Genomic DNA, 15,298 nt, shown 5'->3' with positions numbered 1-15,298 from the left:
TTCCCGCTGACGGCGCCCTCTGCTCGGTGGCCTTCTGTCCCAGGTGAGATCTCAGGGATCTTGAAGGCGCTGCCTGGGCCCCAGAGGCGTCCGGTGTCGAGCGTCGCTGACGCGCCGGACGTGTTCGACGACGAGGTCGGGAACGGCCAGATGAAGGTAGTGGTCATCGGTGGGTGCGACGGTGTGGGAGCTGTTCGTCGACAGCCGGGCCAGGCGCCGATGATGGTCGATCATCGACGCCTGCGTCCTGACGCTGACCACCGACAGCGGAAGGTCTCCCCATGCTCCGGGTGAGTCGGGCAGCGCCTTCAGCAGGGCGGCGGTGCGTCCGTACGCGCTCATCTCGGCCGCCGCCGCACGCCAGGTGGCGGGGCCGTACACGACGGCCGCGTGGTCGCGGGTCGCCCTGGGCTCGCGGTCGTCGACCATCCATGACCCGGTCCGGAAGAGTCCGGCCGTGGCGAGCGCGCGGCTGGCGATCGCCTGGATGCGGGCGGCGGAACCGGCCTTGGCGTCGCGCTCGTCCGCGACATCGAGCAGGAGCATGCCGGCGACCAGGTCGGCGCGGTGGTGGCGCAGCAGGCGCAGGACGTGCCCGCCCCACGAGTGCCCGACGAGGACGTAGGGTCCCCGCTCGCCCGCCGCGGCCAGGAGCGCGACCAGGTCGTCGGCCTCGGCCCGCGCCGTGCGCGGGCCGGACCGGGACTCGCTCCAGGCGTACCCGGCGCGGTCATAGGAACAGGCGCGCTGCCCGCCGTCCGCGACCCGCTTCCGCACATCCGACCAGGTGGTGTTCGAGTCACCCCATCCCGACTCGAACACCACCGCCGGCCCGCCCCGGCCCTCGCAGTGCAGGTGGAGTTTCCGGCCGCCGACGTCCACCAGGCGGCCCGCCGGTGGATGGCGTTCGTCGTCACCGAAGGCCAGCGTGTACTGCGCGATCGTCCCGGCCACGATCAGGCAGAGCAGCCCCGCCGCGCCCCGCAGCGCCCATGCGAGCATCCGCCGCCGGAAGGGACGCCGCTCAGGTCCGGCGTTCACCGTGCGGTGACGGTGAGGGCGGCGATCCGCGGGGCCAGCGCCTCGGCGTCGGGCGTCGAGATGAGCACCGAGCCCACCTTGGACGAGCCCGGACGCAGCCGGATCTCGACTGCGGGGGTGCCTCGGCGGACCGACACCACGCTCCGGTCGGTCACCCCGAACAGGCCGATCTTCAGCAGTCCGGTGATCCACAGCCCGGCGCGGGGACCGATCCGGCGTCGCATCGGGCTGTCGACATACTCCGCCGCGTCGACCTCCGCGCCGGTGAGACGCATCGTGCGCCGCAGCACGAACGGCCTCTCCCACCAGCTGAACTCGATGACCACCACGTCCTGGACGCGAACCCGTGCCATGCGACCTCCTCGATTGTTACCAGAGACGCCAATATTATCATTGATGGAAACAATGTCGGCCGCGGCCGCGGAACGCCCGTACAATCACGGCCGTGGACCTGGGGGTGGGAGGCCGATGGCGGACGAACGGTTGACCGGCGCGCTGCTGCATCCGGTGCGCTGGCGCATCGTGCGTGCCTTCTTCGGCCGCGACCTGACGACGTCCCAGCTTCGCGAGATCATCGACGACGTCCCGGTCACCTCCCTGTACCGGCACGTCGCCACGCTCGCCGACGCCGGCGTCCTGACCGTCGTCGGGGAACGCCAGGTACGGGGCACGATCGAGCGCACCTACAGCCTCGCCAAGGGCAAAGACCATCTGGGCGACGCCGAGGCGTCGGCGATGAGCCGTGATGAGCACCGCATGGCCTTTCAGATGCTCCTGGCGCGCATGGGCGCCGACTTCGACGCCTACCTGGCCCGCGACCACATCGACGTGGTGGCCGACCAGGTCAACTACTCGCAGGTGGCCATCTATGTGACCGAGGAGGACTGGCCGCGGATCCAGCAGGGGTTCATCGACCTGTTCGGTCCGTACCTCACGGCTCCCGATGACCCCGACGACGAGCGCTACCGCCGGATGGTGCTGACCACCGTGCTCCTCCCCGATCCCTCGCCCGACCGGTAAGGAGCCCTACGTCCGGCTCCGCGCCACTGACCGTATGGAGTCCGAGGGGAGCTGACCTCGGCGGAGGCCGCCGATCCGGATCGGGTGCGCGCTGCTCGACCGAGGAACAGGAGCAGGACGGCCATGTGGCCGCGTCGCGCGCAGCCGGATGCACGCGGGTCTTCCGGCCAGGCGCGGCCACTTCTCATGGTGGTCACTTCCCGTAATCGGAGGGCGCCGATGCGCATGTCCATGATCTTGATTTCGGACAGCCGTTCCTGAGAGTTGCCACCGGAACTAATTCGTGTTCCTCTCGGCGGGACATTGTGCCGCTCCCTCTGGCGCTCCTGACCTGGGCGTACTTACAGTCCCGCTATGAGCGAGACCTTCCCGGTATATGGGACAGGGCATCTGGGTTCGGTGGCCAACGCGATCGATGTCCTCAAAGCCTTCGGCACCAGGGGCGAATGGCGGGTCACCGAACTGTCACGGGAACTCGGGCTGGGCAAGAGCACCACCCACCGGCTGCTCCAGACGCTCGCGGCCGGCGGCCTGGTCGAGCAGGTGGCCGAGCGCGGCACCTACGTGCTCGGCATGGAGCTGGTCCGGATCGCACGGGCCGCGGCACGGCGGACCACGCTCGGCGCGGTCGCCCATCCGCACCTCGCCGAGCTGGCCGAGCGCACGCAGGACGCGGTCCTGCTGACCGTGCTGCGCGGCCACCGGTACCTGTGCGTCGACGTGGTCAACGAGGCCCACCACATCATCTCGGTCGTCCAGCTCGGCGACACCGTCGGCCTGCACGCGGGCGCGGGCGGCAAGGCGATCCTGGCCTTCCAGCCGACCGTCTTCCGCTCGCTCGTCCTGGGGGAGCCGCTGGTCCACTACACCGACCAGACCATCCGCTCTCCCGAGGAGCTGGAGGTGGAGCTGGAGTCGGTACGGCGGAACGGCTACGCCTTCAGCGACGGCGAGGTCACCGCCGGCAGCGCGTCGATAGCCGCTCCCATCCGCGACGCCGACGGACGGGTGATCGCGAGCGTGAACGCCACCACCAGCAGTTCCCGGATGCGGGAACTCGGCATCGAGCGTTACCGCGACCCCGTCCTGGAGGCCGCGCACAACATTTCCGCCGATCTCGGTTACGTACGGCCCGGAGGCGCGGGCAGAGGGAGAGGTCAAGAATGAGGCAGCGACAGTGGTGGGCGAGCCTGGCGGCGGGATTGCTCGCCTCCGCCGGCGTCGTCGGCTGCGCGGGCGGGGGCACCGGAGCCGGCGACGACGAGATCAAGGTCGGGCTGTCGGCGGCGTTCAGCGGCAAGTCCGCCTACTACGGCCAGGACTCGAAGAAGGGCGTCGAACTCGCGATCGACCGGCTCAGGCAGACCATGCCGGACGTGAAGTTCACCCTCGTCACCGCCGACGACGAATGCAGCCCGCAGGGAGGCGCGTCGGCGTTCCACCGGCTCGCCGACGTGGACCGCGTGGACGCCATCCTCGGCTCACCATGCTCGTCGGCCACGCTCGGCGGGATGCCGACGCTGCCCAAGAGCGGGACGCCCGCGATGACGTTCGGCTCCACCAACGCCAAGATCAGCCAGCAGTCCGGCGTGGGCGGCAACAAGCACATGTGGCGGATGAACGTCGATGACTCGATCATGGGCCGGCACTGGGTGAAGTACATCGCCGACGCCGGCGTCAAGCGCGTCGCCGTCCTGGCGGCCAACAACGACTTCGGCCGCGGGGGAGCGGACCTCTACAAGGGGCAGCTGGCGGCCGCCGGGGTCCAGCTCACCGCCACCGAGTTCTACGACCTCGGTTCGAGCGACCTGCGCCCGCAGCTGTCGAAGGTCCGCTCGTCCGGCGCCGAGGCGTTCATCACCTTCGCCGAGGCCCCGGACTGCGCCCAGATGCTGCGGCAGATGAAGGAGATGGGATTCCGGCTGCCGATGTACGGCCGCGGCGCCTGCGCGACCGCGGAGGCGGTACGGCTCATCGGCGACCCGAAGCTCGCCGAGGGCGTCCAGGAGGCCACCTACTGGGCGGCGACCGACACGCAGCGGGAGATGCTGGACGCGTTCAAGGCCAAGTACGGGGGCGCCGTCCCGCCGTACAACAGCGCGCTCGCCTACTACGGCATGATGACGCTGGCCGAGGCGGTGAAGAAGGGCGGCAAGGACCGGGCGGGCATCCTGGCCGGGCTCGAGAAGGTGAACTTCACCACCGGCATCGGCCCCATCGCGTTCGACGACCACAACCAGGCCCACCCGAACATGTTCATCCTCAGGATCGAGGGCGGCCAGGTCAAGGTCCTCGACGTCATCGACACCGGCAAGTGAGCGTGCCGGGACGATGAACGGACTGATCGAGCAGCTCATCAACGGCCTGACCCTCGGCTCGCAGTACGCGCTGGTCGCCGCGGGACTCGCCCTCATCTTCGGCGTGCTGGAGATCGTCAACTTCGCCCACGGCGAGCTGGTGATGATCGGGGCCTACCTGCTCCACGCGGCCGGAACCTACCTGGACCTCCCGTACCCGCTCGCCGCCGTGACCACGGTCGCCGCGATGGCGGCGGTCGGCGCGCTCTTCTACGTCACCGTCATCAGGCGGATCCTGGAACGCGGATGGCAGGTGCAGCTCGTCGCCACGCTCGCGGTCTCCATCGTCCTCATCAACCTCGCGATCGTGGTGGAGGGCTCGCTGCCCAAGGTGGCCTACAGCGAGCTTGGCACCCGCACGGTCACGATCGCCGGCACGCAGGTCTCGGTGCAGCGCTTCGTCGTGCTGCTCTCCATGGCGGCCACCTTCGGCGTGCTGATCTGGTTCCTGCGGTCCACCCGCACCGGCAGGGCGATGCGCGCCCTCGCGCAGAACCGCGAGGCGGCGGCCGTCGTCGGCATCCCCGTCCAGCGGATCGGGCTCGTCACCGTGGTCATCGCCAGCTGCATGGCCGGGATCGCGGCGGCGACCATGACCCCGCTCTACAGCGCCCATCCGACCATGGGCACCCTCCTGGCCATCAAGGCGTTCGCCGCCGTGATCATGGGCGGCTTCGGCAACGTCTCCGGCGCGGTCGTGAGCGGCTTCGCCCTGGGCATCGCCGAGGCGCTCGCGATCGGCTACGTCTCCAGCGCGTACGCCGACGTGCTCGTCTTCTCCGTGATGATCGCGGTGCTGCTGGTCCGGCCGCACGGCCTGTTCGGACGGGCGGTGCGGGCATGATCGACGTACGGGAGGAGCCACGGCTCCGCGGCGCCGTACGGGTGGAACCGGCGCTGTGGTGCGCCGGGTTCGCCTTCGCGCTCGTGCTGCCGCTGGCCCTCCCGGTGCCCTACTACATCTCCACGGCGATCACCGCGCTCATGTTCGTCGCGCTCGCGGTCGCGTTCGACATCGTGGTCGGGCGGATCGGCGCGCTCAGCCTGTGCCAGCCGGTGTTCTTCGGCTTCGGCTCGTACGCCGCCGCGATCCTGGCCACGCGCCACGGCTGGTCGTTCGGCGCGGTGCTGCTGCTGAGCATGGCGGCCGCGGTGGTCCTGGCACTCGCCATCGGCGTACCGTCGTTCCGGCTGTCGCTGCACGCGTTCGCCATCGGCACGCTGGGCTTCGCGGTGATCGCCATGCTGGTGGCGCGCAACTGGGTGGGCCTGACCGGCGGCCCGCTGTGCATGACGGGCGTCCCGCCCCTCAGCGTGGCCGGTGTCGAACTGACGTCGCTGACCGCCCAGTACTACCTGATCCTGGCGATGGCCGCCGGCGCGATCGGCGTCGCCTTCGCCATCGCCCGCAGCCGGCTCGGGCTCGCGCTCACCGCGGTCCGCGACGATCCGGTGCTGGCCGGCGCCCGCGGCCTGTCGCCCACCGCGTTCCGGCTCACCGCCTTCGGCATCTCCGCCGCGCTCTCGGCCGGCGTGGGGGTGTTCAACGCCTACTTCCAGTCAGTGGTGTGCCCGGAGAACCTCGACCTGTCCTACACGACCGCCCTGCTCATCATGGTGTTCATCGGCGGGAGGTCCAGCCTGCGCGGGGTGGTGGCGGCGGCGCTGCTCTTCACCGTGCTGCCCCAGATGCTCCGCCTGACCGAGGAATGGCGCCTGGTCATCTACGGCCTGGTCCTGCTGGTCGTCGTCATCACGATCCCCGACGGCCTGGAGCGGGCGTTCCAGGCCGCGGGCAGGCTCGGGCGCCGCCGAACGCAGCCGACCCCGGTGAGGAAACGATGAGCGGCGGGAACGCGATGAGCGGCGGGACACTCGCCGTCGACGGACTGTGCAAGGCGTACGCCGGAGTCAGCGCGCTCGGCGGTGTCTCCCTCAGGGTGGCGCCGGGCGAGATCGTGGGCCTGATCGGCCCGAACGGCTCCGGGAAGACCACACTGATCGACTGCGTCACCGGGCTCCAGCGGCCCGACTCCGGCGCGGTCGAACTCGACGGGCGCGACGTCACCCGATGGAGCACCGGCCGGCTGGCGCACCTGGGCCTGATCCGGACGTTCCAGCAGGTCCGCACGTTCGAGTCGCTGACCGTACGGCACAACCTGCGGGTCGCGGCCCTCGGCCGCCGGCCGCGGTCCCGCCGCCTGGCCGACCTCGCCGGACGCGACCGGGAGGACCGGGCCCTGCGCAGGCGCCTCGACGAGCTCGTCGAGATGTTCGACCTGGGCGCCGTCGTGGACCGGCCGGCCGGGGAGATCTCCTACGGGCAGCGCAAACTCGTCGAGTTCGCCGCCGCGTGCGTCACGCCGCCGCGGGTGCTGCTGCTCGACGAGCCGGTCGCGGCGGTCAACCCCACGATCGGCAACCTGATCCGCGACCGGATCGCCGCGCTCAGCGGAACGGGCACGTCGGTGCTCCTGGTCGAGCACAACATCGAACTCGTGGTGGGCGTGTGCGACCGCGTGGTGGTGCTCAACCAGGGCCGGCCGCTCGCCGACGGCGACCCGGCGCAGGTCATCGCTCGCGACGATGTACAGGAGGCGTACTTCGGTGTCTGAGTCAGCCGCCGGCCCGGCGCTGTCGCTGCGCGACGTCCACGCCGGCTACGACGACCTGGAGATCCTGCGGGGGATCGACCTCGACCTCGCCGCCGGGGAGGTGGTGTGCGTGATCGGCGCGAACGGGGCGGGCAAGTCCACGCTCCTGAAGACCGTGTTCGGGCTGGTGAAGGTGCGGCGCGGCACGGTCGGCGTCGCCGGCGTGGACGTCACCGCGGAACCGTCCGCCGCCAGGCTCCGCCGCGGGGTGGTGATCGTCCCCCAGGGGCGCTGCAACTTCCCGCGCATGACCGTGGAGGAGAACCTGCTGATGGGTGGCTACACCCTTCCCAAGGACCGGGTGGAGGCCGGGATCGGCCGGGCGTACGAGATGTTCCCCGTCCTGCGGGAGCGGCGCCGCCAGGCCGCGGGGAACATGTCCGGCGGCGAGCAGCAGCTGCTGGAGATGGCGATGGCGCTCATGCTCGACCCTAAGATCATGCTCATCGACGAGCCGTCACTGGGCCTGTCGCCCAAGATGCAGACCCGCGTGTTCGACGCCCTGAGAGACCTCGCCGGCCGCGACGTGGCCGTCCTGCTGGTCGAGCAGAACGCGGTGCAGGCGCTCCGCGCGTCCCACCGCGGCCTCGTCGTCGAGATGGGACGGGTCAGCCGCGTGGGAAGCGGCACCGAGATGCTCGACGATCCCGACGTCCGCCGCGCCTACCTGGGACTGCCGGCATGAACCCGTCATGGACCCACCGCCTGGGCTTCCTCATCCCGAGCGTCAACGCCGTACTGGAACGCGACAGCCGGCTCGCCCTGCCCGCGCCGGTCAGCGCGCACCTGGGCCGGATGCCCATGACGCGCGACGAACCGGAGCAGCTCGCCGCGCTGGCCGACGCCGTGCCGGAGGTGACCGGACTGCTCCACCACGCCGGATGCGACGCCGTTGTGTTCGCCTGCACCACCGGCAGCCTCTACGAGGGGCCGGGCTACGACACGGAGATCACGCGCCGGATCACCGCCGTCACGGGCCGGCCCGCCTCGACCACCTCCACCGCCGTCGTGGCCGCGCTACGTTCACTCGACCTGCGGCGGGTCGTGCTGGTCTCCCCGTACGAGCCGTGGCTCGACGAACGGGTCGTCACCTTCCTCGCCGCGCACGGGATCCAGGTCACCGCGACGGCCGGGCCGAGCCTGCCCGACCCCCGCGACTCGGACTCGGTGTCCCCGGCGGAGATCGCCGCCGCGGCGGCCGAGGCGGCCGGCGACGCCGACGGCGTCTTCATCAGCTGCACGGCGTTCCGCGGGCTGGAGGCCGCCGGGATCCTGCGCCGCTCGCTCGGCCTGCCCGTGGTCTCCAGCAACGAGGCGACCTTCTGGGAGGCGCTGCGGCTGGTCGGCCGCGCGTCCGGCGCCTTCCCACCCAACGGATACGAGGACTTGTGCCGGTGACCGAGACAGGACCGCTCGCACCGCTGCGCTGCCCGCGCTGCGGACGCCCAGGCGACCCGTACGACCTCACGTTCTACCGAGGCTGTCCCGACTGCCGTGCGGCCGGGACACCCGTCAACTACGTGTGCGAGATCCCGCCGGAGCGCGTCGCGGCGGGGCTGCCCGCGACCCGGGCGCCGGACGCGCCGGGACTGTGGCGATGGCACGAGGTGCTTCCGGTCGACCCGGAGTACGCCGTGTCGCTGGGGGAGGGCGGGACCCCGCTGCTGCCCCTGCCGCGGTTCGGCGAGCGGATCGGCGTTCCCCGGCTCTACCTCAAGAACGAGTCCGCCAACCCCACCTGGTCGCACAAGGACCGGCTCGCCGCGCTCTCGGTCGCCGCGGCACGGGCGGCCGGGGCGACCACCATCACCGCCGCCTCCACCGGCAACCACGGCGCCGCGCTCGCCGCGTACGCCGGACGCGCCGGGCTGCGCTGCGTCATCTTCACGATGGCCACCGTCCCGGAGACCATGAAGACCCTCATGCTCTCCTACGGCGCCGAAGTGATCGCCGTCCCCGAAGGGGGGCAACGGTACGTGCTGCTCGCGGAGGCGGTCGAGCAGCACGGCTGGTACCCCGCCAGCAACGGGACCACACCCCCGGTCGGCTCCACGCCGTACGGGGTCGACGGCTACAAGACGATCGCCTACGAACTGTACGAACAGCTGGGCGGCCGGGTACCCGACGTGATGGTCCTGCCGGTCGCCTACGGCGACTGCATGTCCGGCCTGCGGCGAGGCTTCGCCGACCTGCGCGCCGCCGGCGCCACCGACCAGGTCCCGCGCCTGGTCGGGGCGGAGGTCTTCACGGCCCTGGCGGACGGCCTCGCCGCCGCCGCCGAAGGCGCCGACCGCCTGGGCCCGGTACGGACCCGTCCCACGGCGGGATTCTCCATCGCCGGAACGCACACCACCCACCAGGCGATCCACGCCGCCCAGGACGCCGTGACCGTCGGCGAGGACGACATGCTCTCCGTCCAGCGCTCCCTCGCCGCGACCGAAGGCGTCTTCGGCGAGGCCTCCTCCGCGGCCGCCGTGGCCGCCGCGACCACCCTCGCCCGCACCGGGCGCATCGCCCCGGACGAGACGGTCGTGTGCCTCCTGACCTCGTCCGGCCTGAAGGACCCGGCCGCGGGACGTGCCCTGCTGCCCGACGTACCGGTCATCGACGTGAACGTGACCGGCGCGGAACGCTTCATCTCCGGACTCGACCGAAGGGAACCCTCTCGATGACCGCTGGTCCGTTCGTCCTCGACTACACCTGGCAGGCGGCGCCGATCCTGCTCAACCACGACCGTGCGCGGGACGTCCTCGGCGAGGCGGGAGCGGACGTCGTGGTCGCCACCTCGCCGGTCAACGTCGCCTACCTGTCCGGCTACTACTGCCTGGCCCACTGGACGATCCTGGGCACCCTGGCGTTCGCCTTCCACGCGCCGTCCGCCGCCGCGGGACCCGTGGTGGTGGCACCGGCCATGGAACTCGACGCGTGGGCGGAGGAACCGGTACCGGGCGGGGAGATCCTCCTGTACGGCAAGCCCTCCCGCACGGTCGGGCGGGTCGTGGGCGCGCCGCCCGAGCAGCTCGCCGGTGACGACCTGTTCATCCACGAGCACGCCTTCGAACGCGAGTCCGCGGCCAACGCGATCGACGCGCTCGCCGACGCGTTGAAGGAACGGGGCTACGCCCGGGCCACCATCGCGCTGGACGAGAGCGGCATCACCTACGCCGTCCGCCAGGCCATCGCCGACCGGCTGCCCGAGGCCCGGCTGATCGACGGCGCCGCGCTGCTCCGGCGCGTCCGCATGGTGAAGACGCCGGTCGAGGTGGAACGTCTCCAGGGCGCCACCCGCATCGCCGGCCGGGCCCTCCGATCGGCCATCGACGCCCTGGTACCGGGCGTCACCGAACGAGAGGTGTGGCAGCGCTACAACTCCGCGATCGCCGCGGAGGGGGCGCTGACCACGTTCACCGTCGTCAACTTCGGCAGGCGCACCGGGCACACCCACACGATCCCCAGCGACTACCGGCTCAGGACGGGCGACGTCGTCAAGTTCGACGTCGGGTGCAGCTACCAGATGTACCAGGCGGACATCGGCCGTACCCGCGTGATCGGCGACCCGACCGACGAGCAGGCCGCCGTGTACCACGCGCTCCTGGTCGGCCAGCAGGCCGCCATAGGCGCCCTGCGCCCCGGCGTACGCCCGTCAGAGGTCTTCAACGTCGCCGTGGAGGCGGTCCGCGAGTCCGGCCTGCCCGGCTACCAGCGCCACCACGTCGGGCATGGCATCGGGCTCGACGTGTACGACATGCCGGTTCTTCAACCCGCCGGCTCCAGCAGCGAACTCGGCGGTGGCGGCCTCGGCGACGAACCGATCGAGGAGGGCATGGTGTTCTGCGTCGAGACGCCGTACTACGCGCTCGGCACGCTCGGCATGATCGTCGAGGACACGGTGGTCATCACGGCCACCGGAGCCCGGTACCTGACCGACCTCCCACGCACCCTCGTATAACCCGGCCAAGGCTTGGTGGCCCTTCCGATGCCCATCCGGGAGGGCCACTCCGCTTCTGAAGTCCCGGCCTACGGTGCTCGCCTGGCGGCTCGCACCTAACCGGGACTTTGGCGAGCGCGACATCGCTTCGCGATCTGCCCGGCGGCGCTCGCCTCCGGCATCACCCCACCGGGCAGGTAACGCGCTCGCGCGGTCGCTGATGCTGCTCAGACAGGCCGTAGGTCTTCGTGTCTCTTCCCTTGACCGGGGGAGTTCGCGCAAGGTCGCGGCGGTATCCCCGAGGCGGGAGAACCAGGTGGTTAGGTGGCCTGCTTGTCAGCGCTCTGGGGTGAGAGAGAAGATGATCGGCTTCATGATCTCGATGGCCTGCTTCTCAGCACCTTTGTAGCTGAGCCCCTTGCCCCGGTCGGTCACTACAGGCGAAGGGTAGTCCATTCCTTCCCACTGGATCGAAACACCCACGTTTATGACCCGGCAGTACATGCGGACACCGGAAACGCTATAGCGCGTAAGGTCACCGCCGTTGATCGGCGCAGCATTATTTCGCTTGATAGGGAAGCTGATGCATTCAGCTTTGAGCTCCTTGACTGGGCGAGAGTCGCCGGTTACCACCATGTCTTTCTCTGTTTTGCTTCTATAGTTTGCTACCTCAGATTTCTCCTCCGAAATGTCCCTCCTTGCCTCTTTGATGTTCTTCATTCTGCTAAGGCGAAGCTCTAGGATGCGCGCGTGGGAAGAATCGAACAAGTTCCATACATGGAACTGTCTGTTGTGTGGATTATCGAAAGGGGCTGTCCAGCGCTTGATTTGGGCCAGTTCCCTTGGAATGGCGCTTTCGACATTCGTTGGAATGTTCGGCAAGGTGCTTACCATTCCATCGGAGTCAAATGTGGCCTTGGTGATGATAGTGCCTTGTCTTGTGGTCGGGCTGGCGGAAGGTGCATTGGAGCTGGTTGTCTGCGAACTACAGGCAAAAGTTGACGCGAGTAGCGCGATAACCAAGATGTAATAGATCTTACGATGACCTGTAGTGGCAGGTTTATTTGGCAAAGTACTCTCCAGCCCCAGCCAGCCCTGATAGAACACCGCCAGCCGCGCTGAGCGTCTCACCGGCTCTTTGGGCGGGTGGTGCCGGGATTGCTGAAATCACGTCACCGACTTGCTGTGCCCCAGCTCCAATGCTTTGCATGTCTTTCAAGACGGATTTCAGATCTGTCTGTTGGGGCCCAAGGTCGGCCTTGTTCTCTCCAAGTTCCTTGCGCAATGCTTCGATGCGAGGCGAGTACCATGCCAGTTGCCCTGTGCGAAGCAACCCTTTCGGGTCGAGAGTGCCGGCGGTTCCTGTTTTGGTTCGGTAGTAGTCCAGACCCTCCATTAGAGCGTCAGCAACTTTGCTGAGTTCTGCTGCAGCGAGTTCGCGAGCCTTCTGGGCCTCCTCGCTACACTTTCTGAATAGCTTGTCGAACTCATCGGTCTTGGATGAGTACATTGTGTAGTTCGCGGAGCCCGGATTCGGCGACGGGTAATTCGTCTTTCGGAAATTCTCGTCTTGCAAGAAGTAGCCTTGCTGGAATCCGTCAGAAAGAAAGATCTCGATCCTTTGTTCCAGGGTTGCCAGTCTTGACGCCAGGGTGTCGATGATCCCAGCGGCTGCACTGATGAGTTTGTTGATCGCGGACATCATGGCCGCGTCCTGGCCATAGCTTGCTTTGAAGGAGTCGGCACTTGATCCGCTGTAGGACACGCTATATTGATATCCAAGTAGTCCGTTGACCTGTTTGGTGAGTTCGTCCACGCGCGGATTGCCTGCCTGTGCGAACGCATAGAGCTTCCCCGCCAGGGTGGACATTCCATTGAAGTCGCCCTTGATATACTTTGCCCAAGTGGGCGGTATATAAGGGCGAACCGCCGGTACTTTTGCTGGAGGAATGTTTGGTAGTGGCGGTGTTCTACGGTTGGGTGTCATGGGTGCCGCTCCTTTTTAGTCAAACTTAAGCGTCGGCAAATCTCCAGGGATGGTGGCCGCCTCGTTGACTGCCTGATACAGGGTGGTGATGTTCTCGTCCTCGGCAGTCTGATATCTCTCGGCGACCAACTGTAGTTTTTCGCCGTGCTGCCATACCGCATCAGCAAGAGCGCCGTGGAGCAGGTCTATCATCTTGAGTGTGGTCTCGAGCATGGCGTCGCTCTTTCCGTCACCTGTGGACGGGCGCTCGAATCCGCCTGCCGGCATGTCTCCCTTGTAGTCGACCGCGACCTTCTGGAAGCGTCGGCCAGCTTCTACCAGCGAGTCGATCTGTGCGCTGAACCCGTTCATTCATCAGCTCCCTTGGTATCTCGTTTCTGTATCCCAGCCTTGAGGATCGGATCCACTACTACGGGCACCCGGCCCTGTATGTAGCGCAGAAGGTCGAAGATGTTGACCTTGACCATCGGCTGGTAGGGGCCCAGTTCGTCAAAGAGGCCTTCGGGGGTGGTGTAGATCGGAACCGCTCCCCGCCCTTTCTCCAGCTCGCGGACCTCGTATTCGACTACGACAGGTCCGTCGTTCCTGTGGGGTTTTTCGAGGACAGGGACGTAGACCTTGTATTCGGACCTGTCCTCCGGAGTCGTATCGCGCCCGCTGGAGTCTGTCTCCGGTTGTGGTTCCGACGGAAGAGGGGGCTTGCCCCTCGCCTGTTCCCGGTGGAGTACCTCCAGGCGTTCGGAGACTTCCTTCTTGGTAGTTGGTGCGAGCGGGGTACTCTCATTTATCAGCTTGGTTAGTTTGGCCATCGAATCTATTCGCTCGGTGATTCCTTCAACGCCTGCGATCGATACTCATGGGCATGCCAGAAGCGGATGATCTGAGCTTCGCTTGCCTCCCAGCAGGACTCTCGGGGTGCCGTGCTCTGGCCAGCAAAGATGACCTTCGCCCTGGCCACTGTGCGTGGTGGTGGCACCCCACCCTTCTGCGATCCTGAACTGGTTCCTCGAACACGATCCATGCATATGGTTCCGGAGTGTCAGCTTGTGTGTCAAGAGAGTGACAACTCATCCGAGGAAGGAATCTCGGCCCGACAGCCGTTACCATTGCGACATTTCGGAATGGCGGACCTGGAGAATGAGGTCCGGCCGATAGCGCCTTGCAGTGACAGCGGCTGGTCAGCTTGTGGAAAGCCGTGGCGCAGGTCGCTGGGCGGACGCCTCTGCCGGTCCTCAGAGACCTCGTTGTTCTGCCCTGCCGGTCAACGCGGTCGAGGTCGTGGGCGCTGATAGGAGGACGGCCGGCTCGGCTGAGAGGTGTCCTCGTGGGGTGGAACCCGGGCGTGGTCCGATGAGTTCTGCCTGCGTACCGGGTCTGCACCGGTGACGAACGAGGACTTCCCGAGGAGGCGGCGATCATGACGGAGCCGAAGAGCCACACCCTGGACGTACCGGGGGCCGTGCTGCACTACGACGTCCGGAGCAACGACTCCAGCGCCGAGCCGGTGCTGCTGCTCATCGGGTCACCGATGGGCGCCGCCGGATTCGGCACGCTGGCCGGGCACTTCACCGACCGTACGGTCGTGACCTACGATCCGCGCGGGGCCGAGCGCAGCCTGCGGACCGATGGGGCGGAGGAGTCCACGCCCGACGAGCACGCGGACGACCTGCACCGGCTGATCTCCGCGCTGGACGCCGGGCCGGTGGACGTCTTCGCCAGCAGCGGCGGCGCCGTCAACGCGCTGGCCCTGGTCGCCCGGCACCCGGACCAGGTACGGACGCTGGTGGCGCACGAGCCGCCGGCGGCACGGGAGCTGCCGGACCGGGAGCCGATCCTGGCGGCGTGCGTCGACATCCAGCGGACGTACCGGCGCAGTGGATTCGGCCCGGCGATGGTGAAGTTCATCCTGCTCGTCAGTCACGAGGGCCCGATCCCGAACGGGTTCGCCGACCGGCCGGCCCCGGATCCCGCGACGTTCGGGCTCCCGGCCGAGGACGACGGCACTCGCAACGACCCGCTGGTGGGGCAGAACATCATCACGTGCACCCAGTACGAGCACGACTTCGAGGCGATCCGTGGGGCGTCGAGCCGCGTCGTCGTCGGCGTCGGAGCCGAGTCCGGTACGGCGCTGGCCGGGCGTGCGGCCGTGGCCGTGGCCGAGCGGCTCGGGACGGCGCCGGTCACCTTCCCCGGGGGCCACGACGGATTCCTCGGCGGCGAGTACGGCGGCATGGGTGCCCCGGACGCCTTCGCCGCGACCCTGCGGGAGGTCCTCGGCGGTTGACGTCCCGGCCTGGACGCTCGGCCGCGC

17 protein-coding genes are annotated in these 15,298 nt (G+C 68.4%); 11 read left to right on the top strand and 6 right to left on the bottom strand.

Annotation, left to right across the window (positions count from 1 at the left end; all coding sequences use genetic code 11):
- Nucleotides 1-51 precede the first annotated feature (51 nt).
- Complete coding sequence (locus tag IW256_RS29150) at nucleotides 52-1,041, bottom strand: alpha/beta fold hydrolase (protein ID WP_197013994.1); 990 nt, start codon at nucleotides 1,039-1,041, stop codon at nucleotides 52-54.
- Nucleotides 1,038-1,394: a hypothetical protein gene (locus IW256_RS29145; protein ID WP_197013993.1), complete on the bottom strand. Its 357-nt coding sequence runs from the start codon at nucleotides 1,392-1,394 to the stop codon at nucleotides 1,038-1,040. The genes IW256_RS29150 and IW256_RS29145 overlap by 4 nt, the downstream gene beginning before the upstream one ends.
- A gap of 115 nt (nucleotides 1,395-1,509) precedes the next feature.
- Between IW256_RS29145 and IW256_RS29140 the strand changes: the two genes are divergently transcribed.
- From IW256_RS29140 to IW256_RS29095, 10 genes are all read left to right on the top strand, one after another.
- Nucleotides 1,510-2,061 (top strand): helix-turn-helix domain-containing protein, encoded by a 552-nt coding sequence (locus tag IW256_RS29140; protein WP_197013992.1) that lies wholly within the window; start codon nucleotides 1,510-1,512, stop codon nucleotides 2,059-2,061.
- Between the two features lie 354 nt (nucleotides 2,062-2,415).
- A complete protein-coding gene (locus IW256_RS29135) occupies nucleotides 2,416-3,228 on the top strand; it encodes an IclR family transcriptional regulator (protein ID WP_197013991.1) in 813 nt (270 codons plus the stop codon).
- Nucleotides 3,225-4,379, top strand: coding sequence for an ABC transporter substrate-binding protein (locus IW256_RS29130; protein WP_197013990.1), 1,155 nt, complete (start codon nucleotides 3,225-3,227; stop codon nucleotides 4,377-4,379). Before IW256_RS29135 ends, IW256_RS29130 begins: the two co-directional genes overlap by 4 nt.
- Before the next feature lie 13 nt (nucleotides 4,380-4,392).
- On the top strand, nucleotides 4,393-5,262 hold the full coding sequence (locus tag IW256_RS29125) for a branched-chain amino acid ABC transporter permease (protein WP_197013989.1): 870 nt from the start codon (nucleotides 4,393-4,395) through the stop codon (nucleotides 5,260-5,262).
- A complete protein-coding gene (locus IW256_RS29120; protein WP_197013988.1) occupies nucleotides 5,259-6,263 on the top strand; it encodes a branched-chain amino acid ABC transporter permease in 1,005 nt (334 codons plus the stop codon). The genes IW256_RS29125 and IW256_RS29120 overlap by 4 nt, the downstream gene beginning before the upstream one ends.
- The gene (locus IW256_RS29115; protein WP_197013987.1) at nucleotides 6,260-7,033 is read left to right on the top strand and encodes an ABC transporter ATP-binding protein; all 774 of its coding nucleotides are present in this window, start codon (nucleotides 6,260-6,262) and stop codon (nucleotides 7,031-7,033) included. The genes IW256_RS29120 and IW256_RS29115 overlap by 4 nt, the downstream gene beginning before the upstream one ends.
- A complete protein-coding gene (locus IW256_RS29110) occupies nucleotides 7,026-7,757 on the top strand; it encodes an ABC transporter ATP-binding protein (RefSeq protein ID WP_197013986.1) in 732 nt (243 codons plus the stop codon). Before IW256_RS29115 ends, IW256_RS29110 begins: the two co-directional genes overlap by 8 nt.
- Complete coding sequence (locus IW256_RS29105) at nucleotides 7,754-8,470, top strand: maleate cis-trans isomerase family protein (RefSeq protein ID WP_197013985.1); 717 nt, start codon at nucleotides 7,754-7,756, stop codon at nucleotides 8,468-8,470. The genes IW256_RS29110 and IW256_RS29105 overlap by 4 nt, the downstream gene beginning before the upstream one ends.
- Nucleotides 8,467-9,744 (top strand): pyridoxal-phosphate dependent enzyme, encoded by a 1,278-nt coding sequence (locus IW256_RS29100; RefSeq protein ID WP_197013984.1) that lies wholly within the window; start codon nucleotides 8,467-8,469, stop codon nucleotides 9,742-9,744. Before IW256_RS29105 ends, IW256_RS29100 begins: the two co-directional genes overlap by 4 nt.
- Entirely contained in the window at nucleotides 9,741-11,021 is a 1,281-nt protein-coding gene (locus IW256_RS29095; RefSeq protein ID WP_197013983.1) for a M24 family metallopeptidase, read from the top strand. The genes IW256_RS29100 and IW256_RS29095 overlap by 4 nt, the downstream gene beginning before the upstream one ends.
- Nucleotides 11,022-11,336: 315 nt before the next feature.
- Here the strand turns inward: IW256_RS29095 and IW256_RS29090 are convergent, their stop codons facing one another.
- The 4 genes from IW256_RS29090 to IW256_RS29075 are packed head-to-tail and all read right to left on the bottom strand — an operon-like array spanning nucleotide 11,337 to nucleotide 13,796.
- The gene (locus tag IW256_RS29090) at nucleotides 11,337-12,107 is read right to left on the bottom strand and encodes a hypothetical protein (RefSeq protein ID WP_197013982.1); all 771 of its coding nucleotides are present in this window, start codon (nucleotides 12,105-12,107) and stop codon (nucleotides 11,337-11,339) included.
- Nucleotides 12,061-12,987, bottom strand: coding sequence for a WXG100 family type VII secretion target (locus tag IW256_RS29085; protein ID WP_197013981.1), 927 nt, complete (start codon nucleotides 12,985-12,987; stop codon nucleotides 12,061-12,063). The genes IW256_RS29090 and IW256_RS29085 overlap by 47 nt, the downstream gene beginning before the upstream one ends.
- Nucleotides 12,988-13,002: 15 nt before the next feature.
- Nucleotides 13,003-13,338, bottom strand: a complete 336-nt coding sequence (locus IW256_RS29080) for a DUF6317 family protein (protein WP_197013980.1) — start codon at nucleotides 13,336-13,338, stop codon at nucleotides 13,003-13,005.
- A complete protein-coding gene (locus tag IW256_RS29075; protein ID WP_197013979.1) occupies nucleotides 13,335-13,796 on the bottom strand; it encodes a hypothetical protein in 462 nt (153 codons plus the stop codon). The genes IW256_RS29080 and IW256_RS29075 overlap by 4 nt, the downstream gene beginning before the upstream one ends.
- Before the next feature lie 608 nt (nucleotides 13,797-14,404).
- Between IW256_RS29075 and IW256_RS29070 the strand changes: the two genes are divergently transcribed.
- Nucleotides 14,405-15,271 carry an alpha/beta fold hydrolase gene (locus IW256_RS29070; protein WP_197013978.1) on the top strand — a complete coding sequence of 289 codons (867 nt, stop codon included), beginning with the start codon at nucleotides 14,405-14,407 and terminating at the stop codon, nucleotides 15,269-15,271.
- Nucleotides 15,272-15,298: the final 27 nt, after the last annotated feature.

The sequence above is a fragment of the Actinomadura viridis genome (genome assembly GCF_015751755.1).
Taxonomy (GTDB): domain Bacteria; phylum Actinomycetota; class Actinomycetes; order Streptosporangiales; family Streptosporangiaceae; genus Spirillospora; species Spirillospora viridis.
Note: the sequence above shows the minus strand (reverse complement) of the source record. Positions and strands in the feature narration are given on the sequence as shown.